At 60.0% G+C, this 23,992-nt stretch carries 23 protein-coding genes and 2 pseudogenes; 10 read left to right on the top strand and 15 right to left on the bottom strand.

What is annotated here, in order from left to right; genetic code table 11:
* Positions 1 to 60: 60 nt before the first annotated feature.
* A complete protein-coding gene (locus CCGE525_RS05655; protein WP_120703428.1) occupies positions 61 to 807 on the bottom strand; it encodes an SURF1 family protein in 747 nt (248 codons plus the stop codon).
* A gap of 7 nt (positions 808 to 814) precedes the next feature.
* Entirely contained in the window at positions 815 to 1,234 is a 420-nt protein-coding gene (locus CCGE525_RS05650) for a DUF983 domain-containing protein (RefSeq protein WP_120703427.1), read from the bottom strand.
* 272 nt (positions 1,235 to 1,506) lie between these two features.
* Here CCGE525_RS05650 and CCGE525_RS05645 point away from each other — a divergent pair, with 272 nt between their 5' ends.
* Complete coding sequence (locus tag CCGE525_RS05645) at positions 1,507 to 2,157, top strand: chloramphenicol phosphotransferase CPT family protein (protein WP_120703426.1); 651 nt, start codon at positions 1,507 to 1,509, stop codon at positions 2,155 to 2,157.
* Between the two features lie 90 nt (positions 2,158 to 2,247).
* Here CCGE525_RS05645 and CCGE525_RS05640 read toward each other — a convergent pair whose 3' ends face one another.
* The 7 genes from CCGE525_RS05640 to coxB form a co-directional block, all read right to left on the bottom strand.
* Entirely contained in the window at positions 2,248 to 2,877 is a 630-nt protein-coding gene (locus CCGE525_RS05640) for an MBL fold metallo-hydrolase (RefSeq protein WP_245472092.1), read from the bottom strand.
* A gap of 407 nt (positions 2,878 to 3,284) precedes the next feature.
* Positions 3,285 to 4,163 (bottom strand): cytochrome c oxidase subunit 3, encoded by an 879-nt coding sequence (locus CCGE525_RS05635; RefSeq protein ID WP_120703424.1) that lies wholly within the window; start codon positions 4,161 to 4,163, stop codon positions 3,285 to 3,287.
* Between the two features lie 61 nt (positions 4,164 to 4,224).
* A complete protein-coding gene (locus CCGE525_RS05630) occupies positions 4,225 to 4,836 on the bottom strand; it encodes a cytochrome c oxidase assembly protein (RefSeq protein WP_120703423.1) in 612 nt (203 codons plus the stop codon).
* A gap of 9 nt (positions 4,837 to 4,845) precedes the next feature.
* Positions 4,846 to 4,986: a hypothetical protein gene (locus tag CCGE525_RS38235; protein ID WP_162950095.1), complete on the bottom strand. Its 141-nt coding sequence runs from the start codon at positions 4,984 to 4,986 to the stop codon at positions 4,846 to 4,848.
* Entirely contained in the window at positions 4,983 to 5,942 is a 960-nt protein-coding gene (locus CCGE525_RS05625; protein WP_120703422.1) for a heme o synthase, read from the bottom strand. Before CCGE525_RS05625 ends, CCGE525_RS38235 begins: the two co-directional genes overlap by 4 nt.
* 57 nt (positions 5,943 to 5,999) lie before the next feature.
* Positions 6,000 to 7,694, bottom strand: coding sequence for a cytochrome c oxidase subunit I (gene ctaD / locus CCGE525_RS05620; RefSeq protein WP_120703421.1), 1,695 nt, complete (start codon positions 7,692 to 7,694; stop codon positions 6,000 to 6,002).
* Between the two features lie 14 nt (positions 7,695 to 7,708).
* Positions 7,709 to 8,599 carry a cytochrome c oxidase subunit II gene (gene coxB / locus CCGE525_RS05615; RefSeq protein WP_120703420.1) on the bottom strand — a complete coding sequence of 297 codons (891 nt, stop codon included), beginning with the start codon at positions 8,597 to 8,599 and terminating at the stop codon, positions 7,709 to 7,711.
* A 338-nt stretch (positions 8,600 to 8,937) separates the two neighbouring features.
* On the opposite strand from coxB, the pseudogene CCGE525_RS05610 reads away from it, so the two are divergent.
* Positions 8,938 to 9,569 (top strand): annotated as a pseudogene (locus tag CCGE525_RS05610) (invasion associated locus B family protein).
* A 63-nt stretch (positions 9,570 to 9,632) separates the two neighbouring features.
* Entirely contained in the window at positions 9,633 to 11,048 is a 1,416-nt protein-coding gene (gene tldD, locus CCGE525_RS05605; RefSeq protein WP_120703419.1) for a metalloprotease TldD, read from the top strand.
* Between the two features lie 29 nt (positions 11,049 to 11,077).
* On the opposite strand, the gene CCGE525_RS05600 is transcribed toward tldD, so the two are convergent.
* Positions 11,078 to 11,383, bottom strand: coding sequence for a nucleoside triphosphate pyrophosphohydrolase family protein (locus tag CCGE525_RS05600; RefSeq protein ID WP_120706276.1), 306 nt, complete (start codon positions 11,381 to 11,383; stop codon positions 11,078 to 11,080).
* A 112-nt stretch (positions 11,384 to 11,495) separates the two neighbouring features.
* Positions 11,496 to 12,797: a D-alanyl-D-alanine carboxypeptidase family protein gene (locus CCGE525_RS05595; protein WP_120703418.1), complete on the bottom strand. Its 1,302-nt coding sequence runs from the start codon at positions 12,795 to 12,797 to the stop codon at positions 11,496 to 11,498.
* Between the two features lie 228 nt (positions 12,798 to 13,025).
* On the opposite strand from CCGE525_RS05595, the pseudogene CCGE525_RS05590 reads away from it, so the two are divergent.
* A pseudogene (locus CCGE525_RS05590) lies at positions 13,026 to 14,071 on the top strand (polysaccharide deacetylase family protein).
* A gap of 119 nt (positions 14,072 to 14,190) precedes the next feature.
* Here the strand turns inward: CCGE525_RS05590 and pdxH are convergent.
* Complete coding sequence (pdxH, locus tag CCGE525_RS05580) at positions 14,191 to 14,811, bottom strand: pyridoxamine 5'-phosphate oxidase (protein ID WP_120703416.1); 621 nt, start codon at positions 14,809 to 14,811, stop codon at positions 14,191 to 14,193.
* Positions 14,812 to 14,874: 63 nt separating this feature from the next.
* Here pdxH and CCGE525_RS05575 point away from each other — a divergent pair, with 63 nt between their 5' ends.
* Positions 14,875 to 15,333, top strand: a complete 459-nt coding sequence (locus CCGE525_RS05575) for an RT0821/Lpp0805 family surface protein (protein ID WP_120703415.1) — start codon at positions 14,875 to 14,877, stop codon at positions 15,331 to 15,333.
* Between the two features lie 15 nt (positions 15,334 to 15,348).
* Here the strand turns inward: CCGE525_RS05575 and CCGE525_RS05570 are convergent, their stop codons facing one another.
* Together CCGE525_RS05570 and CCGE525_RS05565 are read right to left on the bottom strand one after the other, a co-directional pair.
* Positions 15,349 to 16,872, bottom strand: coding sequence for an HAL/PAL/TAL family ammonia-lyase (locus CCGE525_RS05570; protein ID WP_120703414.1), 1,524 nt, complete (start codon positions 16,870 to 16,872; stop codon positions 15,349 to 15,351).
* A gap of 29 nt (positions 16,873 to 16,901) precedes the next feature.
* Complete coding sequence (locus CCGE525_RS05565; RefSeq protein ID WP_120703413.1) at positions 16,902 to 17,906, bottom strand: ornithine cyclodeaminase family protein; 1,005 nt, start codon at positions 17,904 to 17,906, stop codon at positions 16,902 to 16,904.
* Positions 17,907 to 18,368: 462 nt separating this feature from the next.
* Here CCGE525_RS05565 and CCGE525_RS05560 point away from each other — a divergent pair, with 462 nt between their 5' ends.
* The 3 genes from CCGE525_RS05560 to CCGE525_RS05550 all read left to right on the top strand — a co-directional run bounded on the left by CCGE525_RS05560 (position 18,369) and on the right by CCGE525_RS05550 (position 21,097).
* The gene (locus tag CCGE525_RS05560) at positions 18,369 to 19,541 is read left to right on the top strand and encodes a DnaJ C-terminal domain-containing protein (RefSeq protein ID WP_120706275.1); all 1,173 of its coding nucleotides are present in this window, start codon (positions 18,369 to 18,371) and stop codon (positions 19,539 to 19,541) included.
* A 122-nt stretch (positions 19,542 to 19,663) separates the two neighbouring features.
* Positions 19,664 to 20,482 carry an enoyl-ACP reductase FabI gene (gene fabI, locus CCGE525_RS05555; protein ID WP_120703412.1) on the top strand — a complete coding sequence of 273 codons (819 nt, stop codon included), beginning with the start codon at positions 19,664 to 19,666 and terminating at the stop codon, positions 20,480 to 20,482.
* An 18-nt stretch (positions 20,483 to 20,500) separates the two neighbouring features.
* Positions 20,501 to 21,097: a histidine phosphatase family protein gene (locus CCGE525_RS05550; RefSeq protein WP_120703411.1), complete on the top strand. Its 597-nt coding sequence runs from the start codon at positions 20,501 to 20,503 to the stop codon at positions 21,095 to 21,097.
* A 32-nt stretch (positions 21,098 to 21,129) separates the two neighbouring features.
* On the opposite strand, the gene CCGE525_RS05545 is transcribed toward CCGE525_RS05550, so the two are convergent.
* Positions 21,130 to 21,390 (bottom strand): DUF1344 domain-containing protein, encoded by a 261-nt coding sequence (locus tag CCGE525_RS05545; protein WP_120706274.1) that lies wholly within the window; start codon positions 21,388 to 21,390, stop codon positions 21,130 to 21,132.
* Between the two features lie 309 nt (positions 21,391 to 21,699).
* Here CCGE525_RS05545 and aroC point away from each other — a divergent pair, with 309 nt between their 5' ends.
* Both aroC and ribB read left to right on the top strand, forming a co-directional pair.
* The gene (gene aroC / locus CCGE525_RS05540; protein ID WP_120706273.1) at positions 21,700 to 22,797 is read left to right on the top strand and encodes a chorismate synthase; all 1,098 of its coding nucleotides are present in this window, start codon (positions 21,700 to 21,702) and stop codon (positions 22,795 to 22,797) included.
* Between the two features lie 11 nt (positions 22,798 to 22,808).
* A complete protein-coding gene (ribB, locus tag CCGE525_RS05535; RefSeq protein ID WP_120703410.1) occupies positions 22,809 to 23,912 on the top strand; it encodes a 3,4-dihydroxy-2-butanone-4-phosphate synthase in 1,104 nt (367 codons plus the stop codon).
* The last annotated feature ends 80 nt before the right edge of the window (positions 23,913 to 23,992 follow it).

The raw sequence follows: 23,992 nt of genomic DNA, 5'->3' as shown, positions 1-23,992 counted from the left end.
TTTTGGGATCATGCTCTAGCCGAATATTCCATCGAAATGAAGCTATTCTATTGCGCAAATCTATTGCTGGGGCGTGTCTGGATGGCGTTTGCGCCACCAGGCGATGGCGACGATGGCAACGAGCGCCGCTGCTAGGCCATACCATGTCACGGCATATTGCAGATGGTTATTCGGCAGGTCGACGATGGTGACGCCGCCGATGGGCAAGCCCGCGGGATTGGGAGTCTTGTCGGCATCGACGAAGAAGGGCAGCACCTTATCCTTTGGAAGCCCATCGCTGTCAGCCATCGCGTCCAGGTCTTTCCAATAGAATATGTTCTTCGCCAGATCATTGTCGGGCATGCCTGAGGGCTGGCCGGCGAGCTTGGCGCGGGCAAGGCCGGTGACGGTCTGTTCGTCCGTCAACTGCCCCTGCACGCGCATTTCCGGCTCCTTGGCGTCGTAGGGCACGAAGCCTCTGTTGACGAAGAGATAGCGCCCATCCGCGAGCTGCAACGGCGTATAAATGTTGAAGCCAGAAGCGCCGTCGAAGGTCGCGAAGAAGTGCCGTTCCTTATTGTTGAGGTAACGACCGGTCGCTGTGACGACGCGATATTCGATATCGCCGCCGGATGCGGCCATGGCCTCGATCGTCGACAGCGGCACAGGGGCCGCGCCCTGGCGCGCGGCGATATCGGCGAGCAAACCTTCCTTCCAGTGCAGCCGCTCGACTTGCCAAGTACCGAGAGCCAGAAGGATGCCGAGCGCAACAAGCAGGATCAGCACCTTGCCGACCCGCCAGAAAGGATTGGCGCGGCGAGCGGGCATGGCGGCCTCAGTCACGATGGATACGCCCTTCGCTGGCATTGTTGCGATATTGCAGCGCAATCAGGATGCCCTTGCACCAACGCAGCGACAGAAGCGACAGAATGATGGTCAACGGACCGAACAGCAGGATATGCACCCAGATCGGCGGCGAATAATTGACCTGCAGCCACAACACCGAACCAATGACGATGAAGCCGACAATGAGGATGACGAAGACCGCCGGCCCGTCGCCGGCATCGGCAAAGGCATAGTCGAGTCCACAAGCTGCGCAACGCGGCTTCAGCGACAATAGCCCATCGAAGAGCTTACCGTTGCCGCAACGCGGGCAGCATCCCTGAATGCCGACCTTGAACGGGTCGACCGGTGGAAAGAGGGCACTATCGCTGTTTGCCCCTTGATTTGGGCTTCCGTCTTGCTCTGGGCTCAAAGTTTGATCTCGATCGATTGCCGTTCCCCGACGAGTATTCAGTTCTCGTCTATATCACCATCAGTAACCGCGATGCAGCCGCCCGTCCAATCCAAAAGCATTATGCCGACCGAGCCCCTGTCGAAATAGGAGGCCCGTTCCTGCACCATGATGTCGCAGCCATGTTTTGCAGCTCTTTGCAACCGGTGTCGCTGGGATCAGAGGAAGATGCGATATTGCTTCAGTCAAATTGCTGCGCTTGAAAATCACCATCGCGAGGATAGAAAGAGGGTATGGCCAACCACCCAGACACGAAGACCGGTCGGATCATCATTTTGAACGGTGCGCCGCGATCCGGCAAATCGAGCATTGTCGACGCTATCCAGGCAACATTCGACCGCCCTTGGATGAATCTCGGCGTCGATGCCTATGTGAGACACATCACTCCGCAACGCTACCGGCCGGGGATCGGCATGCGGCCGGGTGGCGAACGGCCTGATCTTGAGCTGCTAGTGTCAACGTTCTATTCAGCGCTTTATGCCTCGATCGCGGCCCATAGCCGGCTTGGGCTCAATGTCGTCGCCGAATTCGGCCATCACGACGCCTATTCAAGGCCACTTGGAATCCTGACGGATTGCGCCCGGCAACTGGCCGGTCTGCCCGTTCTTTTCGTCGGCGTGCACTGCCCGATCGAGACCATCATGCAGCGGCGTTTGGCGGAAGGCGCCGAAAGGCGCAATGATTACGTCGCAGTTTCAGCCGATGCCCCTATTCCCGCACCGATACTCGCCTGGCAGGCGCAGGTGCATCGACCCGGCATTTACGATCTGGAAGTCGATACCTCGATCAAAAGCGCCCAAACCTGTGCGGACGAGATCAGGCAGCTCATGGATCGCGGCGTGCCTCACCCGACCGCGTTCGAGCGGCTCGCGGCAGGCAACTAAGGCAAGGCCTCGAAGTCGGCCACATCGACTCGTAGTCGTTCAGAATTGCGCGGACGAATGATTTGCCAGTTTTTCAGCGTAATCCTACGGTTATGATTCGAGCCGCCGTATGTAGCGTTCGGCTGAACGGGCAACACTTTCCCTTGCCTTGCTCGATATGACCTTCTCTTTCCAAGCGCCGTAGATGCGATCAAAGCGTATGTCTGCAACTCGGCTGGCAATACGCCGAACCTCTCGCGCTGGCAGCGGTATTAGGTTGGGGAAAGAATACATGAAAGAAACCCATCCTTTTGCCGGAACCACTTGAATCGTGTCCCCGACGAGCAGCGCGCCATTCTGCTCTGCACCTGCCTCCCATTCCAAAACACAGCTTCCCTCAAAGTGTCCACCCAGCCGGTGAAGGGTGATCCCGGGCAGCACCTCGTACCGATCTCCCAGCCAAGGTCGAATATGTTCGCTGGTGCGTGTGACATATACCAGATCGGCTTGGGGTAGCAGGATCGGTACACCGCCCAGGGCTTCGCTCCATTCCACCATGCCAGTATAAAAATGTGGATGAGACAGGCAGATGGCCTTGATGCCACCGAGTTCCAAAATGCGATCTCGCGTTTTCCGATCCAGAACAGGGACGCAATCCCACAGAACATTTCCGTGCGAAGATAGCACCAAAAGCGCGCGTTGACCGATGCCGATGGCCGGAGAAACGCCAATGCTAATCAAGTTAGGTTCCAGCTCGGTCCAATCATTCGAATGCGTGGAGGCAAGAGTTTCCCGGGCGATCCATTCCTGCCCGCCCTCGGGAACGAACTGTCGTTCATCATCACAAATGGAACATTTCGGTGGAGGGCCGCTACGCGACTCGGAGTGTGCACCACATGCTCTGCAGATCCAGATAGACACCTGATTGATCCTTATAAGGCCCAAGAGCTGTGAAGGGCGAAAATGACATTTGTGGCGCGATGGTAGCGATCGGGTCGAACGCTTTGCTCCTACTCTTGCCTCGGCGATCAACATTCACCAGATAGGCAAACAAAAATGCCGTCACGAAAACCCCAGGCCAGACCCGGCTTTCGCAACGGCAAGCAGCTCGCAATCGGTCAAAGACCGGTTGCTGGGACGTCCTCTGTTCAGCCAGCCGCTACCGGCGCGCCCCAGCTACCCCAGATATAGATGCAGAAGAACAGGAACAGCCAGACGACGTCGACGAAGTGCCAATACCAGGCTGCCGCCTCGAAGCCGAAGTGCTGCTTCGGCGTGAAGTCGCCGCGGATCGCGCGGATGAGGCAGACCAGCAGGAAGATCGTACCGATCAGCACGTGGAAACCATGGAAGCCGGTGGCCATGAAGAAGGTCGCGCCATAGATCGTGTTTCTGAATTCGAAGGGCGCATGCGCATATTCATAGGCCTGCACACTGGAGAACAGTGCACCGAGCAGCACGGTCAGAATCAGCCCCTGAATCAGGCCCCTGCGGTCATTGTGCAGCAAAGCGTGGTGCGCCCAAGTCACCGTCGTGCCCGAAAGCAGCAGGATGATGGTGTTGTAGATCGGCAAATGCCAGGGATCGAGGACTTCGATGCCCTTCGGCGGGAACTGGCCGCCGAGGAAGGCCGTTCGCGAGGCCTGGATCGCTTCGTTCGGGAAAAGGCTGACGTCGAAATAGGCCCAGAACCAGGCAACGAAGAACATCACCTCGGAGGCGATGAACATGATCATGCCGTAGCGCAGATGCAGCGAGACGACGCGGGTATGCGCGCCCTCATTTGCCTCCTTTATCGTGTCCGACCACCAGCCGTACATGACATAGAGGATTACGGCCAAGCCGATGAAGAACAGCCATGGCTGTGCCCAGTTCAGGCCGAACAGATGCACGGTGCCACCGTTCAGGTAGCGCATGAAGCAGACGCCGCCAAAGGTGATGACGAAGGCTCCGAAGGCCGCTGTGATCGGCCACGGGCTGGGGTTGATGATGTGATAGTCGTGGTTTTTCGTATGCGCCTCTGCCATGTCAGCAATCCCCGAATAACTTTTCCCATATCGCTTGCGGCTTAGCCGAAAGCAGTCTCCATCAAAGTTTCTTTTCCACCACCTTCGCTGCGCCGTCGTTGGAAGCCACAGGCTTCGCGCCGTCGCGCGGATAGAAGGTATAGGATAGTGTCAGCGCCGTAATCGTCTTGGTCTCTTCCGCTTTAGTGATCTCGGGATCGACGTAGAAAACCACCGGCATCTCGCGCTTTTCCCCCGGCGCCAGATCGGTCTCGTTGAAGCAGAAGCATTGCACCTTATTGAAATAGGCGCCCGCTTCCACCGGCGTGACGTTGAAAATGGCCTGCCCGCGCGTCGGCTGGTCGGACTTGTTCTCGACCAGAAAATTGACCTGGACCGTCTCGCCGATCTTCATCGTGACCGACTTCTGCTCCGACTGGAAGTCCCAGGGCACGCCGGGCGCAACATTGGTGTCGAAGGAGACGGTCACCGGCTTGTCGAGAATAACGCTGGAGACCTGGTCGACGCGCTGCGTTGTGCCGTTGAAGCCGGTCACCTCACAGAAGATGCGATAGAGCGGCACGGCGGCGGCGCACATGGCGCTCATGCCGACCACGAAGCTCAGGCACATGGCAACCACCAGGCCGTTGTTGCGGCCGGCGGTCCTTGCCTTGGTTGTTGTCCCCTCCTCCATCACGCCTCCTCAAACGTGTCCGGTGCCGACCTTGATGATGGTGATCGCGTAGAACAGGATCACCAGGCCGGCGAGCACCAGGCCGAGCGCGATGTTGCGCCCTCGCCGCGATTTCTTTTGCGCTTCTGTGAGCTTTACGACTTCGATCACAGCCAGCCTCCCGCACCGCTAGATATCAGCACCGCAACAAGCCGGTCGATCAGCAGTGCCGAAAAGATTGCGAAGAGATAGAAGATCGAGAAGGCGAAGAGTTTCTTCGCCGGGATCATCTTCACGTCGCCGTCCGGCATACGCCAGACGGCGATGGAACAGTAAATGAAGATCGCGCCGAGCGCGGCCGCGACAATACCATAGCCGAGGCTCGCCAAGCCCATGAATGCCGGCACGACGCCGACGACCGCCGTTAGCACTGCATAGGCGACGATCTGGTTCTTGGTAGCCGGCACGCCCGCAACGTTCGGCAGCATTGGCACGCCGACGGCTTCGTAGTCGCGCATCTTGAACAGCGCCAGCGCCCAGAAATGCGCAGGCGTCCACAGGAAGATGATCAAGAAGAGCACGACGCTTTCGATCGTCACATTGCCGGTGACGCAGGCCCAGCCTATGACCGGCGGGAAAGCGCCGGCGGCACCGCCGATGACGATATTCTGCGGCGTCGAGCGCTTCAGCCACATCGTGTAGATAACGGCATAGAAAAAGATAGTAAAAGCGAGAATCGCGGCCGAAAGCCAGTTCACGGCAAGCCCGAGGATCACTACGGAGAAGCCCGAGAGTACCAAGCCGAAGGCGAGCGCCTCGGAAGGCTTAACGCGGCCTGCCGGGATCGGACGGCGTGCCGTGCGGCTCATGACCGCGTCGATGTCGGCGTCATACCACATGTTCAGCGCGCCGGACGCGCCGGCGCCGACTGCAATGCAGAGAATGGCGATCACGCCGAGAACCGGGTTGATATGGCCGGGCGCCAGCACCAGACCGGCAAAGGCGGTAAAGACGACCAGCGACATGACCCGCGGTTTCAGAAGCTCGAAATAATCGCGCGCACTCGCTTCCGACAGGCCGGTTTCGCCTTTCTTCGCGAGCACTTCGTGATTGTCGATGACCGTCATTCTCTCATCCAATGTCAGTTAAGCCGGACGCCGCTTATTACGGCGTCCGGAAATAAGCTACTTGATACGCGGCAGCTCTTCCCACTGATGGTACGGCGGCGGCGAAGAAAGCTGCCATTCCAGAGTGGTCGCGCCTTCGCCCCAGGGATTGTTGCCGGCAACGCGCTTCTTCACGAAAGCATCGATGACACCCCAGAAGAAGAAGCAAAGGCCGACAGCTGCAACATAGGACCCGATTGAGGAAACGAAATTCCAGCCGGCGAAAGCGTCCGGATAGTCGATGTAGCGGCGCGGCATGCCGGCACGACCAAGGAAATGCTGCGGGAAGAACACCATGTTGACGCCGACGAAGGTGATCCAGAAATGCGCGTTGCCGATCTTCTCGTTGTACATATAGCCGGTCATCTTCGGGAACCAGTAGTACCAGGCGGCGAAGATGGCGAAGACGGCGCCGAGCGACAGCACGTAGTGGAAATGCGCGACAACGTAATAGGTGTCCTGCCATACGCGGTCGAGACCGGCATTGGCGAGCTGAACGCCGGTGACGCCGCCCACCGTGAACAGGAAGATGAAACCGATCGCCCAGATCATCGGCGTGCGGAACTCGATCGAGCCGCCCCACATCGTCGCGATCCAGGAGAAGACCTTCACGCCGGTCGGAACGGCGATGACCATCGTTGCGAAGACGAAGTAGCGCTGCGTGTCGAGCGACAGGCCGACCGTGTACATATGGTGGGCCCATACGACGAAGCCGACGGCGCCGATCGCAACCATGGCATAGGCCATGCCGAGATAGCCGAAGATCGGCTTGCGCGAGAAGGTCGAGATAATGTGGCTGATCATGCCGAAGCCGGGCAGGATCAGGATGTAGACTTCGGGGTGACCGAAGAACCAGAACAGGTGCTGGTAAAGGATCGGGTCGCCGCCGCCTTCCGGCGCGAAGAAGGTCGTGCCGAAGTTGCGGTCGGTCAGCACCATGGTGATGGCACCGGCGAGCACCGGCAGCGACAGGAGCAGCAGGAAGGCAGTGATCAGCACCGACCAGGCAAACAGCGGCATCTTGTGCAGCGTCATACCCGGGGCGCGCATGTTGAGGATGGTGGTGATGAAGTTGATCGCACCGAGGATCGACGAAGCGCCGGCAATATGCAGTGCGAAGATCACCAGGTCCACCGCCGGACCGGGATGGCCGACGACGCCCGACAGCGGCGGATACAGCGTCCAGCCGCCACCCGCGCCGTAAGCGCCGGCCGGGCCTTCGACGAACATCGAAAGGATCAGCAGCAGGAAGGCGGGAACGATCAGCCAGAAGGAAATGTTGTTTAGGCGCGGGAAAGCCATGTCCGGCGCGCCGATCATGATCGGCACCATCCAGTTGGCGAAACCGCCGATCATCGCCGGCATGACCATGAAGAAGATCATGATCAGCGCATGGGCGGTGACGAAGACGTTGTACATCTGCTTGCCGCCATCGATGGAGGCGTCGCCCGAGTAGCCATAAACCATGGAAGCCAGACCGCTGAAGATCTGGATGCCCGGCTCCTGCAATTCCATACGGATCGCGACGGACAGCAGGAAACCGATGACACCGGCAAAGATCGCAAAGATCAGATAGAGGGTGCCGATGTCCTTGTGGTTCGTCGAGAAAAGCCAGCGGTTCGCAAAACTGAGCTTGTGAGAGTGATGATCGTCATGCGCGTGAGCGTCATGAAGAGCGTGCGAATGATCGTCGTGTGCCGTAGATCCAGCCATTATCCCTATCCCTCTTACTCAGCCGTGTTTTCAGCGACGTTGACGGTAGCCGGCTGATCGACGGCGGCCATCAGGGCCTTGTTTGCCTTGCTCAGGTCACTTGGAGCGGCGGCCAGCCACTGCTGGTATTGATCCTGGGAGACGACGCGGATGGCGATCGGCATGAATGCATGGTCCTTGCCGCAAAGCTCGGAACACTGGCCGTAGAACAGGCCTTCATTGTCGGCCTTGAACCAGGTTTCGTTCAAACGGCCTGGAATAGCGTCGATCTTGATGCCGAAGGACGGCATCGCGAAGGAATGGATGACATCGGTCGGCGCGGCAGTGACGAGGACGCGCACGACCTTGCCGACGGGCAGCACCAACTCGTTGTCGACAGCCAGAAGCCGCGGATATTTCGACTTATCTTCCTTGCCGGCCGCAGCTCGGTCCTGGTCCTTCAGGAGGAAGGAATCGAAATCCAGCGGTGTGGCACCGCTGTTTTCATATTCATAGTTCCACTGCCACTGAGTGGCCGTCACCTTGACGGTGACATCAGGATTTTGTGGGAACGTCAACTGCGCGGTCAGAAGATCGAAGGACGGAACAGCCAGGAACAGAAGAACGAGGACCGGCCCCACGGTCCAGATGACCTCGATCAGCGTATTATGGCTTGTTCTGGAAGGCACGGGATTTTTCGAGGCCCGGAACTTGACCATGACGACGATCAAGAGGACCAGCACCAGCAGGGTGATCGGAACGATAAACCAAAGCGTGTATGCTTCGAACCAGCGTATTGCATGCATGTTGCCGGTTGCCGCCTGTTGCAGGCCGGTTTCCCACGGTCTTGGCTGATCGGCATAACTGCCGGTCGCAAAAAGCAGACAGGCGATAGCCGCCAGAGCTGCGTAAGCCCTCTTAATCACGATGTCTCTCCCTCCAGCGTTTGATCCCAGATCAATCTCAAACGCAGTATCCCTACAATCCATTGCGCTTCAAACCACAGTTTGGAGCACTCCGCAACAACTCCCGACATTTGTCCGTGCGGCATTTTTGCGCGAAGTATAGTCCCCCCGCTCGCCGAAACATGGCAAGCATTTCATCATCATACGAAAAATTGCATGATGGTCCATCGCATTGCCTGGGCAAAATAGGATAGAGGTCGTATTTCCGCCGCAGTCGGTTGGAATCCAGCAACCGGGGCTTTTCATTTGCCGGCCTGGGCTTCAACAATAGCGGCACTGATTCGAATCTAGAGGTTTCCATGGGTTTTCGTTCCCTCGCCCGGCTTTCGTTTGTCACCGCCAGCATCGCTGCCGCGGCAGCAGCGCCCGTCCTGGCGCAGCAGGCACAGCAAACACAACCGGCGCAGCAGGCCCAACCGCTGCAAACCCAGCCACCGCAGCAGCCGGGCCAGCAACCGCCCGCGCATACCCAGCAGCTTCCAACCAGCCAGGTTCCACAACCGCCGGGTACGGTGCGTTCGAGCCACGGGCATGGTCCGTCGTCTGCGACAAGCCGGCGGGTGCATCGACCGAACAGTGCGCGCTGATGCAAAACGTCATTGCCGAGGACCGGCCGGAAGTCGGCCTTTCGGTCGTCGTGCTGAAGACCGCCGATCGCAAGTCGAAGATCCTTCGCGTGCTGGCCCCGCTCGGCGTGCTGCTGCCGAATGGCCTCGGCCTCAACGTCGACGGCAAGGATATCGGCCGCGCCTATTTCGTGCGCTGTTTCTCGGACGGCTGCTATGCCGAAGTGGTGCTTGAGGACGAGCTGCTGAAAACGCTGCGTAGCGGTGCGACCGCCACCTTCATCGTCTTCCAGTCGCCGGAGGAAGGCATCGGCATCCCAGTCGATCTCAAAGGCTTTGCCGAGGGCTACGACGCGCTTCCGTAACGCGACAGGGCTTGCTCTCTCGTCATCCGAAACCTACATCGGCTCTGAACGGAGCACCTGATCATGAATACCGATCTCCTTACCTTGTTCGATACCGACGAAACCAAGCTGCGCGGCATCGTCGCCGGGGCGCTTACCGGTGCCGACGATGGCGAACTTTTCGTCGAACATATCCAGGCGGAATCGCTGACCTTCGACAACGGACGAATGAAAGGCGGTAGCTTCAACACCGAGCAAGGCTTTGGCCTGCGCGCCGTCGCGGGCGAAGCGGTCGGTTATGCCCATGCGGGCGATCTCTCGGAAGCAGCCTTGAAGCGCGCCGCCGATGCGGTGCGCGCCGTCACCAGCGGTTATGCAGGTTCCTACGCCGCCGCCCCTCAGCGCACCAACAAGGTGCTTTACAGCGACGAGAATCCGATCGGCAGCCCGAGCTTCGAAGACAAGGCAAAGCTGCTGCAGGAGATCGACAGCTATCTGCGCGACAAGGACGGCAAAGTGCGTCAGGTGACGGCCTCCATCGCCGCAAGCTGGCAGGTGGTCGATATCCTGCGGGCCGACGGCCATCGCGTTCGCGACATCAGGCCGATGACGCGCATCAATATCTCGGTGATGGTCGGCGAAGGCGACCGACAGGAATCCGGTTCGTTCGGCACAGGCGGCCGCATCGGCTTCGCCGATTTCATCACGCAGGAAAATTGGCGCCGCGGTGCCGACGAAGCCTTGCGCCAGGCTCTGGTCAATCTCGAAGCGATCGATGCGCCGGCCGGCGCGATGGATGTCGTTCTCAGCTCTGGCTGGCCGGGTGTCATGCTGCATGAGGCGGTAGGCCACGGGCTGGAGGGTGATTTCAACCGCAAAAAGACCTCGGCTTTCGCCGGGCTGTTGGGACAGATGGTCGCCGCACCGGGCGTTACCGTCGTCGACGACGGCACGATTGAAAATCGCCGCGCTTCGATCACCGTCGACGACGAAGGCACGCCTTCGGCATACAATGTGCTGATCGAAAACGGCAAGCTGGTCGGCTATATGCAGGATCGGCAGAATGCCCGCCTGATGGGCATGAAGGCAACTGGCAACGGCCGCCGCCAGGGCTATGCCCATACGCCCATGCCGCGCATGACCAACACCTATATGCTCGGCGGCGACAAGACGCCGGAAGAGATCATCGCCTCGGTGAAGAAGGGCATCTATGCCGTCTCCTTCGGCGGCGGCCAGGTGGACATCACCTCCGGCAAATTCGTCTTCGGCTGCACTGAGGCCTATCTGATCGAGGACGGCAAGATCGGCGCACCGATCAAGGGCGCCATGCTCATTGGCAACGGCCCGGATGCGATGAAGCGCGTCACGATGATCGGCAACGACATGAAGCTCGACACCGGCATCGGCAATTGCGGCAAAGGCGGTCAATGGGTGCCCGTCGGCGTCGGACAGCCGCATCTGAGGATGGATCAGGTGACGGTCGGCGGCACAAAGGCGTAGCGGCTCAGACTACCGAGCCGTTGCTGCCCCTATTCTCTCGGCCGGAATAGCCATTTCCGCTCGACGGCCGCGGCAAGATCGAGGCCGTTGCGATGGGCAAAGAGGAGGATATGGCCAAGCACGTCGGCGGTCTCGTCGGCCAGCGCCGTTGCCAGCTCTTCATCGGTCATGCCCTTGCGTCTTCCGCGCCCGGTCGCCTTGTTCCAAATCTGGGTGAGCTCGCCCATCTCCTCCTGCAGTTTCAGAACAAACCAGTCGGCATCGCGCTCCAAACCATTGGCGGCGGCGTAAGTGGCGGAGGCTTTTTCGAATTGTTGGATCAGGCCGGAGAGCATCGACATCGTTCCCTGTATGTTCTCAAAACACCAGTGAACGATTCTCCCGGAAATGTCGAGACGGCAGAGCTTGCGCCCCGCCGTCTCGATAATTCCAAATCTCGACTTCCGCTCAGCCCTTGTTCGGCAACAGCATGCAGTTGAAATCCTTGCGCTTCAGCGCAGCACAGGCGGAATTCGCGTCATCGCGGCTGCCGAAGCCGACGAAGCGGGCACGATAGACCGTGCTGCGGCCTTTTCCGACGGCCTCTGTATAGGGCGAGGCATTGGCCAGCGCACCACCGGCCTTGGACTGAGCGTCGGAGAGCAGGTCCTTGGCCGCCTGTGCCGTCGGGGTGGCTGCGATCTGCACCTGCCAGCCGCCGGCTGTTACCGGTTTGCCAGCATTTTGGATTTCATCCATTGCCATCGGGCGATCCACCGGCACGGTCACATTCGTCGTGGCGGCATAAGCGAGCGGGGCTTGAGAGGGCGTGAACTCGGCGCGTTTACGCGTCGTGGCCGCGTGCGCCGTAGCCGTGGTTTGCGCATCGACATCGACCGCAACATCATCCGTCGCCGAAGCGACTTCAACCTGCTTTGCACCGCCGACACTCGCCACGAGGCGCGATGAGGCGGCGGAGGTAGCTTTCGGCACGTAGCGATTGAGAAGCGAAGCCATGAACGCGTCGCGGCCGCGGGCAGTCGCGCCGCCCATGACTACGCCGATGACACGGCGGTTGCCCTGACGCACGGCGCTGACGATGTTGAAACCGGAAGCATTGGTGTAGCCGGTCTTGATGCCGTCCATGCCCTCGTAGCGATACATCAGATTGTTGTGACCACGAATAGGGCGGCCCCGATAGGTGAAGCCCGATTGTGAAAACAGCCGATATTCCTGAGGGTAGTTGTTGATGAGCGCAACGGCGAGCGTCGACATGTCGCGCGCGGTCGTCACCTGCTCCATGCTCGGCAAGCCTGAGGGATTGGTGAAGACGGTGCGGCGCATACCGAGCTCGCGCGCCTTCTGCGTCATGATGCGGGCAAAGCCGCTTTCGCTGCCGCCCAACGCCTCGCCCATGGCGGTGGCGGCATCGTTGGCGGACTTGATGATCATGCCGTCGACGGCATCCCGGACGGTGAGAGTGCTGCCCGGCTTCAAACCGAGCTTGGTCGGAGGCTTGCCGGCGGCGTTGCGTGACACCGGTATCGCGCTGTTCCAACTGAGCTTGCCGCGATGGATCGCCTCGAAGGTCAGGTACAGCGTCATCATCTTGGTGAGCGAGGCGGGATGATTAAGATCATCGGCATTATCCGAAGCCAAGACCTTGCCGGACTTCGCATCCATGATGAAATAGGCGCTGCCCGCAAAGCTCGCCACTGGTGCGCCCAACAGCAAGACGGCCGCAGAAAGGGCCATCAAAAGTTTTTTCATATTCGTCCCCAACTGAAACAAATGCCAATACACCGCATCAACCCGTTGTGCGCCTTTGCGACAAAAGCCTGATTTCGGTGCGATATTGAGGCAACACCCTCGATAGAATTCCTATTTTGCCTTTGCTGGTAAAATAACGGTTAACGCATTGAAAAGATGGCGTGGATTCAGCAAGACTTAACGCCAGATGGGCTACAGCATGGACATTTTTCAACCGGGTCAATTCCCATGGAACAGGGCATCAGAATCCGTCTCAAGCGTGCCGCAATTTCCGGCGGGCTGGAAACCGCCGCAATTCTGAAAAGCCTCGGCCTGATGCGCGACGTCGCCGGCCTCGGCGTCATCTTCACCCTGCATCATGTCCGTCCTCCCTTGCCCCGAACCTTCGCCCCGAATGCACATCTGGAAATTTCGCCCGAATTCCTCGACCGGTCATCATCCGGCTGAAACGGGACGGCTATGATTTCATCGCTGTCGATGCGTTGCCGGAACGTATCGCAAATGATCGCGACAAGCCACCCTTTGCTGCCTTCACACTTGATGACGGCAATCGGGACAATCTCGACCACGCGCTGCCGGTCTTTTCCCGCCACGGCGCGCCCTTCACTGTCTTCGTCGCCCAGGGGCTGTCGGAGCGAACCCATAGCTTATGGTGGGAAACGCTGGCCGACCTCCTCAACCGGCTGAGCCGCGTGACATTTGATTTCGGTACTGGCGCGGAGAGTTTCGACCTCAAGAAAGCCGGTCAGCGGCAAGCCGTGTTTGCCCGCTTCGCCGCCTATGTTCATAGCCACGACGAGACGGAGGCCGTCGCGCGGATCGACGAGCTGGCTCGAAAAAACGGCCTGGAACCGCTCGATCTCGTGCGCGCATCGATCATGGACCGGGACGAACTTAAGCAGCTTGTCCGTCACCCCCTTGCCTCGCTCGGCGCCCATACGGTGAGCCACCGGGCGCTCGCACGTTTGCCGGAAGCGGAAGCAGCGGCGGAAATGGCATTGTCGGCGGATTACATCGCCGACATCATCGGCCGGCGGCCGGCGACGATCGCCTATCCCTACGGCACCGCCGAGGCGGCTTCCCCCCGCGAAGCCAAGCTTGCGGCGGAACTCGGATTTTCCGTCGGCGTCACGACCCGGCCTGGGACGATCGGAGCGGCAAGTGCGGCTGCCCTCACCCATCTGCCTCGGCTATCGTTGAACGGGCACTACCAAAAGGCCCGATACGCTTCGGCGCTTGCCTCCGGCATCCCCATGCGGTTGATGGGGCGCTAAAGCGCTTCGCGATCTTTCAGACTCCTTCTTGCGCTTTAGGCTCTTGAATTTGCGCATGTCGCTATCGCAAAACCGCTGCGCACTTTTGCGCGACATGCTTTGGGCATCGACATAATCCGTTACGGATACATCCGCACCTTTTCCCAGGCACCTTCCGGCACGTCGCGGCGGAATTCCACGCGGTCATGGAGGCGGAACTGGCGATCATGCCAGAATTCGATCGAGAGCGGCCGGATACGGAAGCCGGACCAATAAGGAGGACGCGGAATATCGCCGATCGCGTAGCGGGCGGTATATTCGGCGACCGCCTTTTCCAATGCAAAACGGCCCTCGAGCGGACGCGACTGCTTCGACGCCCAAGCGCCGATGCGGCTGCCGCGGGCGCGCGTCTTGAAATATTCGTCGGCTTCCTTGTCGCTGACCACTTCAACCAGGCCGCGCAACCGCACCTGCCGACGCATCGACTTCCAGTGGAAGCACATTGCCGCTTTCTTTTGGGAAAGAATTTCTTGGCCTTTCTGGCTTTCGAAATTTGTATAGAATACGAATCCCTGACTATCGAAACCTTTCAGAAGAACCATGCGGACATTTGGCAATCCATCCTTATCGACCGTTGCCAAGGCAACCGCGTTCGGATCGTTCGGCTCTGTGGCTTCGGCCTCGCGCAGCCAGGTGGCGAAAAGCGCGAAGGGTTCGTTCTGTTCGGTGAAGTCACCTGTTGTTAACTCGTTTTCCGACATATTAGCTTAAATTCTCCGCATTTCCTAAAAACCGCCAGCCCCAACACTGGCCAAGATACTCAGGTGGAAGTCATAGCAAAGTCGACGGTTCATACAAAGCGCAAGCTTGTAAAAGGCGCGATGATGGCGATTGCCATTTTCTCCCTTTTCACCCTTGGCGGCTGCGTTGGCGGCGGCATGGACACACTGAGTTCGGCGAAGGTGGACCGCAGCGTTTCCACTGGCACGGTCCCGACCGCTCCCGTAACAGCCGACAGCGTTTCCGACGAGACCACCGTGCGCAATGCTGTGACTTCAGCGGATCTCAACAAGCTGAACGGACAGCCCGTGCCCTGGGCGAATGCATCGACGGGAAGCGCCGGTGTCATCGACACCATCGTCGAAAACAACGCCTCTGGACAGGTTTGCCGCCAGTTCCGCACGACGCGCCACTCTTATGACGGCATAGCCAATTTCTTCGGCAAAACCTGCCTTCTCACTGACGGCGAATGGCAATTGCTGAGCTTCCAACAGGCCGGCTGATCGCCGTCCCGTTTCTCATTTCATAGTCAAAAGCGGCCCGATAAGCGCACCCGCGGCAATGCCATCCGCAAGCGCGTAGATATCGTTGCTGGGCGAACGGTCAACCTCTAGCGGCGGGGCGATCGAGCGGACGGCAGCAAACAAAGCTTTGGTCCCCTCACCCAACTCCATCGCGCCGCGCAGATCGACGGCGCGAGCCGCCACGATCAGCTCGATCGCGGTCAGATATCGCAGCTTCTCCACAAGCCGTCCGGTCTTGTCGATCACCGACATGGCGAGCGAGGCATAATCCTCGACACGATCGGCGACCGGAGTGACCGCAAAGGGCATGGGCATCGCCAGATGGCCGATCTCCGCCGTCAGCGCCGCAACGGTCTTTTGCAGCGCGCCAAAGCCGTTGGTGCCGACACCTTCCGGGGCGAGAAAGCGCGGTAGATCCGAGAAGCCAGGCGATAACAACTTCATGATCCGTTCGGCCGCCATGGCGGCCAGGCGCGCGAGCGCCAGCGCCAGCGTGTCGAAAGCCAGCACCATATGGGTCGGATCGAAATTGCCGGTCGGCAATACGACATCTTCGGCGGCAAGTACCGATGGATTGTCGTCACTGGAGCGGAGCTCCAGCTCGGTAGCGGCCCATGCCCCCCTCAGCGCATGTAAAGCGGCGCCGGAGACCGATGGCACGCAGCGAAGGCTGAGCGGGTCCTGAAGACGTCGCGCAGCACCTTGTTTTGTGAGATCGCCCCCTTCAAGCAGCGACCGGACCGCGGCAGCGACGTCGCCCTGACCGGGGCCGGGCCGCAAGCGGCTCGCCAACGGATCAAGTGGATCGAGACTGGCGCGAAATCCTTCGTAGGACAGCGCGGCCGCGCCGATATGCGCCTCGAAAACGCGTCTGATGTCCTGCAGCAGCAGACAGGCGAGGCCGACGGACGCAGCGTTGGAAGAGATCAGCGACAGTCCATCCTTGATGCCGAAGGATGGCTGCGCAAGCCCAGCAGCCGCAAGTGCATCGGCGCCGGAGACCTCGCGCCCATCCGGGAGGATGGCGGTGCCTTCACCGACTAATACAAGGGCGATATGCGCAAGCGGCGGAAGATCCGCTTCGCCGATCGAGCCGGTCATCGGCACCTTCGGATGCACGGAGCAATTGAGCATACCGGCAAGCGCTTGCGCGACCTCAGGCGACACACCTGAATAGCCGTGGCAGAAGCGGGCCAAGCGCGCCGCCATCATGGCGCGGGCCTGGTCCGCTTCGGCAAAGCGTCCGACGCCGACGGCGCGAGGGCGCGGAATACGGTGTTGACCGGAATCCTTCGTGAGATCGAGGCGCGTATCCACCGCAGCGCCCAGGCCGGTGCTGACTCCATAGATCGCCTTGCCCTCGCCGGCATGGCGAACAAGACAGGCATAGGCGGCTTCGATGCCAGCGATCGCATCTGCGCCAATCGTGACCTCGAAGCTGTTGCGCGCAACGGCGCAGATCGCATCAATATCCGCGCTGGACCTATCGAAGATCACGCTTTTCGCGCCCACATCCATCCGTCTGTCCGTTTCTCAAGCATTCGTTTTCAGGCGAAGCGCAGGCGCTGGCCGATATTCATCCGCTTCGCTTTGTCGACCATAGCCGCGCCCAGCGCAACGTCGGTGGTGCTGAGGCCGCGATGCCAAAAGAGGATGGTCTCGTCATCGCTCTCGCGGCCGGGCCGTGCGCCGCAGACGATCTGGCCGATTTCAGCATGCAGCGTCTCCGCCGTCACCTTGCCCTCGTCGACGTGCCGGCGCAACGCGCCATACGGACGGCCCGGACCGCACTGGCCCCAATCGTCGACGACGACTTTGTTCATGATGTCGGTCAGGTCGAATTCTAGGGCGCTCATCGTGCCATACGGAACGACGAAGGCACCCTTCTTGACCCAGGTCGTCTTGAAGAGCGGCGTCGGTTCAGGCAGGCGACTGGCCTCGACCATGATGTCGGCGCCTTTCAGGCAGTCTTCCCAGTTATTGGTGACGGTGATCTTCTTGCCGAGGTCCTTTTCCAGGCGCGCAGCAAAGGCGTCGCGGCTTTCCGGGCGACGGGAATGGACGCGGATTTCCTCAAAATCGAAGAGATGGTCGAGCAGGCGGACATTCCAATAGGCGGTGCCGCGCGCGCCGATATGGCCAAGCACCTTGCTGTCCTTGCGCGCGAGATGGCGCGCGCCGATGGCGGTAACGGCGCCGGTGCGCATGTCCGTGATCGCGGTGGCGTCTACAATCGCCTTCGGCACGCCGGTACGCGGATCGAAAAGGTTGAGCACTGCCATTTCGGAAGGAAGGCCCTGTTTGTAGTTATCGACGAAATCGCCGACCACTTTGACACCGGCATAATCCAGCGGCTTCACATAGCCACGCAGCACATTGAAATGCCCTTTGTCGGAGCTTTCGGGCACGAGATGCACTCGGGGCTCGATCACCGTTTCGCCGAGTCCTTGCGCATCCAGCGCCTTGCTGACTGCCTCCAGGATCTCGTCATTGGTCAGCGCCAGCGCCTTGGCATCGATGGCGTTCAGATAGTCAATCCAGATTTCCTGCATGGGATGCCCAGCCCCTTTCGCTTGTCGCCATGTTCGTCTCGTCATGAAACGATTTGTCTATACTTATTGTCAAGGTGAATCCTGCTTGGAAACCGCACCGTCAGCCGTAGGCCGGGCATGGCGCCTAGAGCGCCGCGCGTTCATTTGAACGCGCAAAGGTCGCTCTACTCTTTTGAATCTAGAGCATCTTATCCGCTTGCAGGCGATTCCACCTGAAAGCGGATGCTCTAGGCAATATCTCGCGCCAAAGCTTAGGGAACGGCTAACCATCACGGCAGATCGGACCGACACCGCCGGCCGGCGTAACAACTGATTAGCAACTGCTCCCGCAGGATCACACCATGTGCGCGTCAACCTTTCTTGCTTCCGGGGAGCGGGGAATGCGGCGCGATCCATATCTTTTTCTTTCTTTTGGGGTGTCACACGAGGCCGGGCACGCCCATCAAAACGGTGGTTACAATGATGCGCGATCCTTACAAGGTGCTTGGCGTAAAAAGGGATGCTGGGGCAGACGAAATCAAGGCGGCGTGGCGCAGCCTCGCCAAGGCCGTCCATCCCGACCATAATATCGGCGATCCCACGGCAACGGAGCGCTTTGCCGAAATCGGCCGTGCCTATGAGACGTTGAAGGACCCGCAGAAGCGCGGCCGTTATGACCAGGTGGCGCGCATGGCCGAAGCGAGCGGCCAAAGCAAAGAACAAACCATCATACAGCAGCGCCAGGCGGCCCGCGAAGCCGCGGAACGTGCCAAGGCCGCGCGCGCCAACGCCGAAAAGATCCTGGAAGAGCTCGCCCGTGCCAATGCTCAGAAGGCGCAGAAGGCTGCGTCGGCCGCCAACCCGCAGGCTGCCGGTGCCGCCGCAACCGAGTCACCCGAGGATATGGTCGAGCGCATTTTCGGCGCCAAGGCCGCTCGCGCGACACCGAATCAGACTGCGACCGAAACCGGTGTCGCGGAGGCAGGCAAGCAGCAAGAGCCGAACAGCGGCGAGACCGGCGAAACCTTTGCCGACGAAGAGCAGCTTGCAACCGGGACCGGCCCGGGCGTCGTCCGCTCGCGCTTCGGCATCCTCGGCTCGCTCGTACGCCGCATCACCGGCGGCACCACGCAGGACAGGGTGCCCGAGAAGACGCCGGAGATCGCAGCCGAAGCGACTGTCACCCTCGATGACATGCTAAAGGGGCACTGGATCACCGTTCCGCTCTCAGACGGACGGGAGGCGCGCTTTCAGGCCACGACGGATATCAGCAACGGCCAAGTCGTGCATCTGAAGGGCCAGGGGCTGAAATTGCAGGGCATGCAGCGCGGCGACGTGGCCATCACCATCCACCTCTCCACCGACCGCCGCTTTACGCTTAGGGGCCTGGACGTCCATACGACACTTCCCGTGACCATCGAAAATGCGGTGCTCGGTTATGAGACAACGGTCGAGGGATTGAACGGTCCGGTCAAGCTGACAGTCCCCCCCTGGTCCGGTTCGGATCAGGTCGTCCGAATCTCCGGTGAGGGACTACCGGATGGGCATGGCGGAAAAGGCGATCTTGTGGTGGAATTGCGCTTGATGCTGTGGGAAAAACCAGATGATAAAGTTACCGATTTGATGCGCAGCATGCGCGAGGGCTTTTTTCTGTGAAATTTCAGTGACAACCGCACCCTTTGTTACGATCCCTAACAGTTGATGATCTTTCCGATGCTTGAACAGGGGATCGGGCTATGCCATAGGCAGGATCAATCGAAAGTTCAAGGGAGCAGAATATGGCTCAAGCCACTGGCCTCATGGCAGGCAAGCGCGGCGTCATCCTCGGCGTTGCAAACAACCGTTCCATAGCGTGGGGTATTGCCAAGGCCTGTTCGGAAGCCGGTGCCGAGATCGCATTGACGTGGCAGGGCGACGCCTTGAAGAAGCGCGTCGAGCCGCTCGCCCAGGAACTTGGCGCCTTCATGGCAGGCCATTGCGATGTTACGGAACCCGCAACGATCGACGCCGTCATCGACACGCTGGAAGCCAAATGGGGCCGGATCGATTTCGTCGTGCATGCCATCGCCTTCTCTGACAAGGACGAACTGACCGGCCGCTACGTCGACACCAGCCGCGATAATTTCGCGCGCACCATGGACATCTCCGTCTATTCGCTGATCGCCGTCGCACAGCGCGCCGAGCGCATCATGAACGACGGCGGCTCGATCATCACGCTGACCTATTATGGTGCAGAAAAGGTCATGCCGAATTACAACGTCATGGGCGTTGCCAAGGCCGCTCTCGAAGCGAGCGTGCGCTATCTCGCCGTCGACCTCGGCGGTCGCGGCATTCGCGTCAACGCCATTTCGGCCGGCCCGATCAAGACGCTTGCTGCAGCTGGCATCGGCGACTTCCGCTACATCCTGAAGTGGAACGAATATAACGCGCCGCTGAAGCGTACGGTTTCGATCGATGAAGTCGGCAGTTCCGCGCTTTATCTCCTCTCCGATCTTTCCACCGCCGTTACCGGCGAAGTGCACCATGTCGATTCGGGCTATCACGCCATTGGCATGAAGGCCGTGGATGCGCCGGACATCGCGGTCGTTAAGGACTGATCAACAGGAAATCTGACCGTGCCGCCCATCATCTATGTGATACGCCACGGTCAGACGGACTGGAATGCCGAGCGTCGGCTGCAGGGGCAGAAGGACATCGATCTCAACGCCATCGGCCGCGCGCAAGCGCGGCAGAACGGTGTTGAGCTTGGCGAAATTCTCTCCTTCGAAAACCGGCCTTTCGATTTTGTTGCGAGCCCACTGAGGCGCACCCGCGAGACCATGGAGATCGCGCGCGACGCCATGGGGCTGCCGCCCAAGGACTATTGCACCGACGAACGGCTGGTCGAAGTCTCCTTCGGCGCCTGGGAAGGTTTTACCATCAAGGATTTGAAGGCGACCGAGGCCGAGCGCCTCGCCGAGCGCAATGCCGGCAAATGGGATTTTATCCCGCCCGGCGAGGATGCGGAGAGCTATGAAATCCTCTCCTGGCGCGTCGGGTCCTGGCTGACGTCAGTCGATCGGCCGACGGTCTGCGTGACCCATGGCGGCGTTATCCGCTCGCTGTTCCGGCTGATCGGTGAAGTTCCGAAGGAAGATGCTGCCGAAGCGGATATCCCGCAGGACCGTATCTTGAAGATCGATCCTGAGCAGAAACTCATCGGCTGGATTTAAAATGCCGTCAGCCTGCTAACGGCGTCTAATTCTCACTGTACGATATCGAGATCGTTGATAACGCGCTTGCCGTCGATCTCGGTATAGAAGACGACGACCTTGACGCCTGCCTTCAGACCGGTGAAATCGAAATCCTGGGGCGCCTGATAATTCTTGCCGTCGTCCAAAGTTATGCTGAAATTCTTCTCATCGACCTTCTTGATGGTGGCCTCCACGTCAGCGCTTTCGGCAAAGCCGGCGACGGGGGAGAGAAAACTTGCCGTGGCCAGGAGCGTCGCAACAAAGAAGCGCATCGGCGGTACCCTTTTAACTTCATTTTCGGTGTTAAATCTTGATTGGGTACAGATAGCGCTTTGAATATGGCGGAAATTGCCCGCAACAATGGCGTTCGCCGCCCAATTGATGAATGTATTTTCACAATCCACAGCAAGGATTAATCTTCGTTTACCACGTCAGGCGCCGGGCAGATTCCGGCGCTGGCGGCGCCTGCTCGGTCACCGCGGAAAGAAAGATTTGCCTCGGCGGCTTTTTGGCCTATGAGTGTGCCGCAATTCCACGAGATAAGGGCGCGGCCGCCGGGCCGCAGCAATCCGGTCGCTTCCATGTCACACAATACATTCGGTCACCTCTTCCGCGTCACCACCTGGGGCGAAAGCCATGGGCCGGCGCTCGGCTGCGTCGTCGACGGCTGCCCTCCCGGGCTCCGTTTCAAGCTTGAGGACATCCAGGCCTGGCTCGACAAGCGCAAGCCCGGCCAGTCGCGTTTCGTCACGCAGCGCCGTGAAGACGACCTCGTCAAGATACTGTCCGGGGTGATGCTGGATGAGGACGGCGAGACGATGATATCGACCGGGACGCCGATCTCGATGCTGATCGAAAACACCGACCAGCGCTCCAAGGATTATGGCGAAATCGCTCGTCGCTACCGCCCGGGCCATGCCGACTATACCTATGACGTCAAATACGGCATTCGCGACTATCGCGGCGGCGGGCGCTCGTCGGCCCGCGAGACCGCGGCGCGCGTCGCCGCCGGCGGCATCGCGCGTCTCGTCGTGCCTGGCGTCACCGTGCGCGGCGCGCTGGTGCAGATCGGCAAGCACAAGATCAACCGCGCCAAGTGGGATTGGGCGCAGGTCGACCAGAACCCGTTCTTCTCGCCGGATCCGCAAATCGTACCGGTCTGGGAGGACTATCTCGACGGCATCCGCAAAGCCGGCTCCTCGGTCGGCGCCGTGGTGGAAGTCGTCGCCGAAGGCGTACCGGCCGGCCTTGGCGCACCGATCTACGGCAAGCTCGACCAGGATATCGCTTCGCTGCTGATGTCGATCAATGCGGTCAAGGGCGTCGAGATTGGGAATGGCTTCGCAGCCGCCGAGATGACCGGCGAAGAAAACGCCGACGAAATGCGCATGGGCAATGACGGCAACCGCATTTTCCTGTCCAACCATGCCGGCGGCATCCTGGGCGGCATTTCCACCGGCGAACCCGTCATCGCGCGCTTCGCCATCAAGCCGACGTCCTCGATCCTGACGGAGCGCCGATCGATCGACGCCGACGGCCACAATGTCGATATCCGCACCAAGGGCCGCCACGACCCCTGTGTCGGCATTCGCGCCGTGCCGATCGGCGAGGCGATGGTTGCATGCGCTATCGCCGATCATTACCTCAGAGACCGCGGCCAGACCGGCCGGTTGAAATAAGGACTTTTTTCATGGCCTATGACCAGAAGCGCGTCGTGGAAGCCCTCCGAGCCTTCGAGGCCGGCGAGATCGTCGTCGTCATGGACGATAACGATCGCGAAAATGAAGGCGACCTGATCGTCGCCGCCGTCCATTGCACGCCCGACAAGATGGCCTTCATCGTCCGCCATACGTCTGGGATCGTCTGCACGCCGATGCCGCGCGAGGAAGCCAAGCGCCTGAACCTCAACGCGATGGTGGCGGAAAACGATTCGGCGCACACCACGGCTTTTACCGTCTCGGTCGACTTCAGGCATGGCACGACCACGGGCATTTCCGCCGACGATCGCACGCTGACAGTGCGCAATCTCGCCAATCCGAACGTCGGCCCGGCCGACTTCGTTCGCCCCGGCCATATCTTCCCGCTGGTTGCCCGCGAGGGCGGCGTGCTGATGCGCTCCGGCCATACCGAAGCCGCCGTCGACCTCTGCAAGCTCGCCGGCCTGCCGCCGATCGGCGTCATCTGTGAACTCGTCAATGACGACGGCACGGTGACGCGCGGCCAGCAAGTGTTGGATTTCGCCGAGCAGCACGGGCTGAAGCTCGTCTCAGTCGCCGACCTCATCGCTTATCGCCAGCGCAAGGAAACGCTGATCGAACTTGGTGCCAGCTTCGATCTCGAAACGCCGTTCGGCAAGGCACGCGCTCACACCTATTCGCTGCCGTGGGACCCGATGCAGCACCTCGCCGTCATCTTTGGCGACATTCGCGACGGCATCGACATTCCGGTGCGCCTGCATCCGGAAAGCGTGGCCGAAGACCTGTTCGGCAAGCGCCGTCCCGTCGACTTCTACATGAAGAAGATCGCCGACGAGGGCCGTGGCATTATCGTCTATCTCCGTGAAGGTTCCGTGGGCGTCGGTCATTTCGATAACGGCCGCAAATCCCGCCAGCCCGGTCACGAGACCCATGCCGAAGCCCAGGCCCGCGACAATGAATGGCTGGAAATCGGCCTCGGCGCTCAGATCCTGAAAGACCTCGGCGTCAGCTCGATCAAGCTGCTCACCAGCCGCGAGCGGCACTATGTCGGCCTAGAAGGGTTTGGCATCAAGATCGCCAAGACGGAGCTCTGCTGAAAGATTTCTCTCGCCCCTGGCGGGCGAGAAAGCGAAAACTTAGGCTTGGATGAGGGCCTGTCCCTTATCCAAGCCTAAGT

Source organism: Rhizobium jaguaris, assembly GCF_003627755.1.
In the GTDB taxonomy this organism is placed as follows: Bacteria; Pseudomonadota; Alphaproteobacteria; order Rhizobiales; family Rhizobiaceae; genus Rhizobium; species Rhizobium jaguaris.
Note: the sequence above shows the minus strand (reverse complement) of the source record. Positions and strands in the feature narration are given on the sequence as shown.

Bases quoted from the DNA above. Each gene is read 5' to 3' on its own strand.
- CCGE525_RS05655 (WP_120703428.1), bottom strand. From the start codon at position 807: ATGCCCGCTCGCCGCGCCAATCCTTTCTGGCGGGTCGGCAAGGTGCTG.
- CCGE525_RS05645 (WP_120703426.1), top strand. From the start codon at position 1,507: ATGGCCAACCACCCAGACACGAAGACCGGTCGGATCATCATTTTGAAC.
- CCGE525_RS05635 (WP_120703424.1), bottom strand. From the start codon at position 4,163: ATGGCAGAGGCGCATACGAAAAACCACGACTATCACATCATCAACCCC.
- CCGE525_RS05630 (WP_120703423.1), bottom strand. From the start codon at position 4,836: ATGGAGGAGGGGACAACAACCAAGGCAAGGACCGCCGGCCGCAACAAC.
- CCGE525_RS05625 (WP_120703422.1), bottom strand. From the start codon at position 5,942: ATGACGGTCATCGACAATCACGAAGTGCTCGCGAAGAAAGGCGAAACC.
- ctaD (WP_120703421.1), bottom strand. From the start codon at position 7,694: ATGGCTGGATCTACGGCACACGACGATCATTCGCACGCTCTTCATGAC.
- tldD (WP_120703419.1), top strand. From the start codon at position 9,633: ATGAATACCGATCTCCTTACCTTGTTCGATACCGACGAAACCAAGCTG.
- CCGE525_RS05600 (WP_120706276.1), bottom strand. From the start codon at position 11,383: ATGCTCTCCGGCCTGATCCAACAATTCGAAAAAGCCTCCGCCACTTAC.
- CCGE525_RS05595 (WP_120703418.1), bottom strand. From the start codon at position 12,797: ATGAAAAAACTTTTGATGGCCCTTTCTGCGGCCGTCTTGCTGTTGGGC.
- pdxH (WP_120703416.1), bottom strand. From the start codon at position 14,811: ATGTCGGAAAACGAGTTAACAACAGGTGACTTCACCGAACAGAACGAA.
- CCGE525_RS05570 (WP_120703414.1), bottom strand. From the start codon at position 16,872: ATGGATGTGGGCGCGAAAAGCGTGATCTTCGATAGGTCCAGCGCGGAT.
- CCGE525_RS05565 (WP_120703413.1), bottom strand. From the start codon at position 17,906: ATGCAGGAAATCTGGATTGACTATCTGAACGCCATCGATGCCAAGGCG.
- CCGE525_RS05560 (WP_120706275.1), top strand. From the start codon at position 18,369: ATGCGCGATCCTTACAAGGTGCTTGGCGTAAAAAGGGATGCTGGGGCA.
- fabI (WP_120703412.1), top strand. From the start codon at position 19,664: ATGGCTCAAGCCACTGGCCTCATGGCAGGCAAGCGCGGCGTCATCCTC.
- CCGE525_RS05545 (WP_120706274.1), bottom strand. From the start codon at position 21,390: ATGCGCTTCTTTGTTGCGACGCTCCTGGCCACGGCAAGTTTTCTCTCC.
- aroC (WP_120706273.1), top strand. From the start codon at position 21,700: ATGTCACACAATACATTCGGTCACCTCTTCCGCGTCACCACCTGGGGC.
- ribB (WP_120703410.1), top strand. From the start codon at position 22,809: ATGGCCTATGACCAGAAGCGCGTCGTGGAAGCCCTCCGAGCCTTCGAG.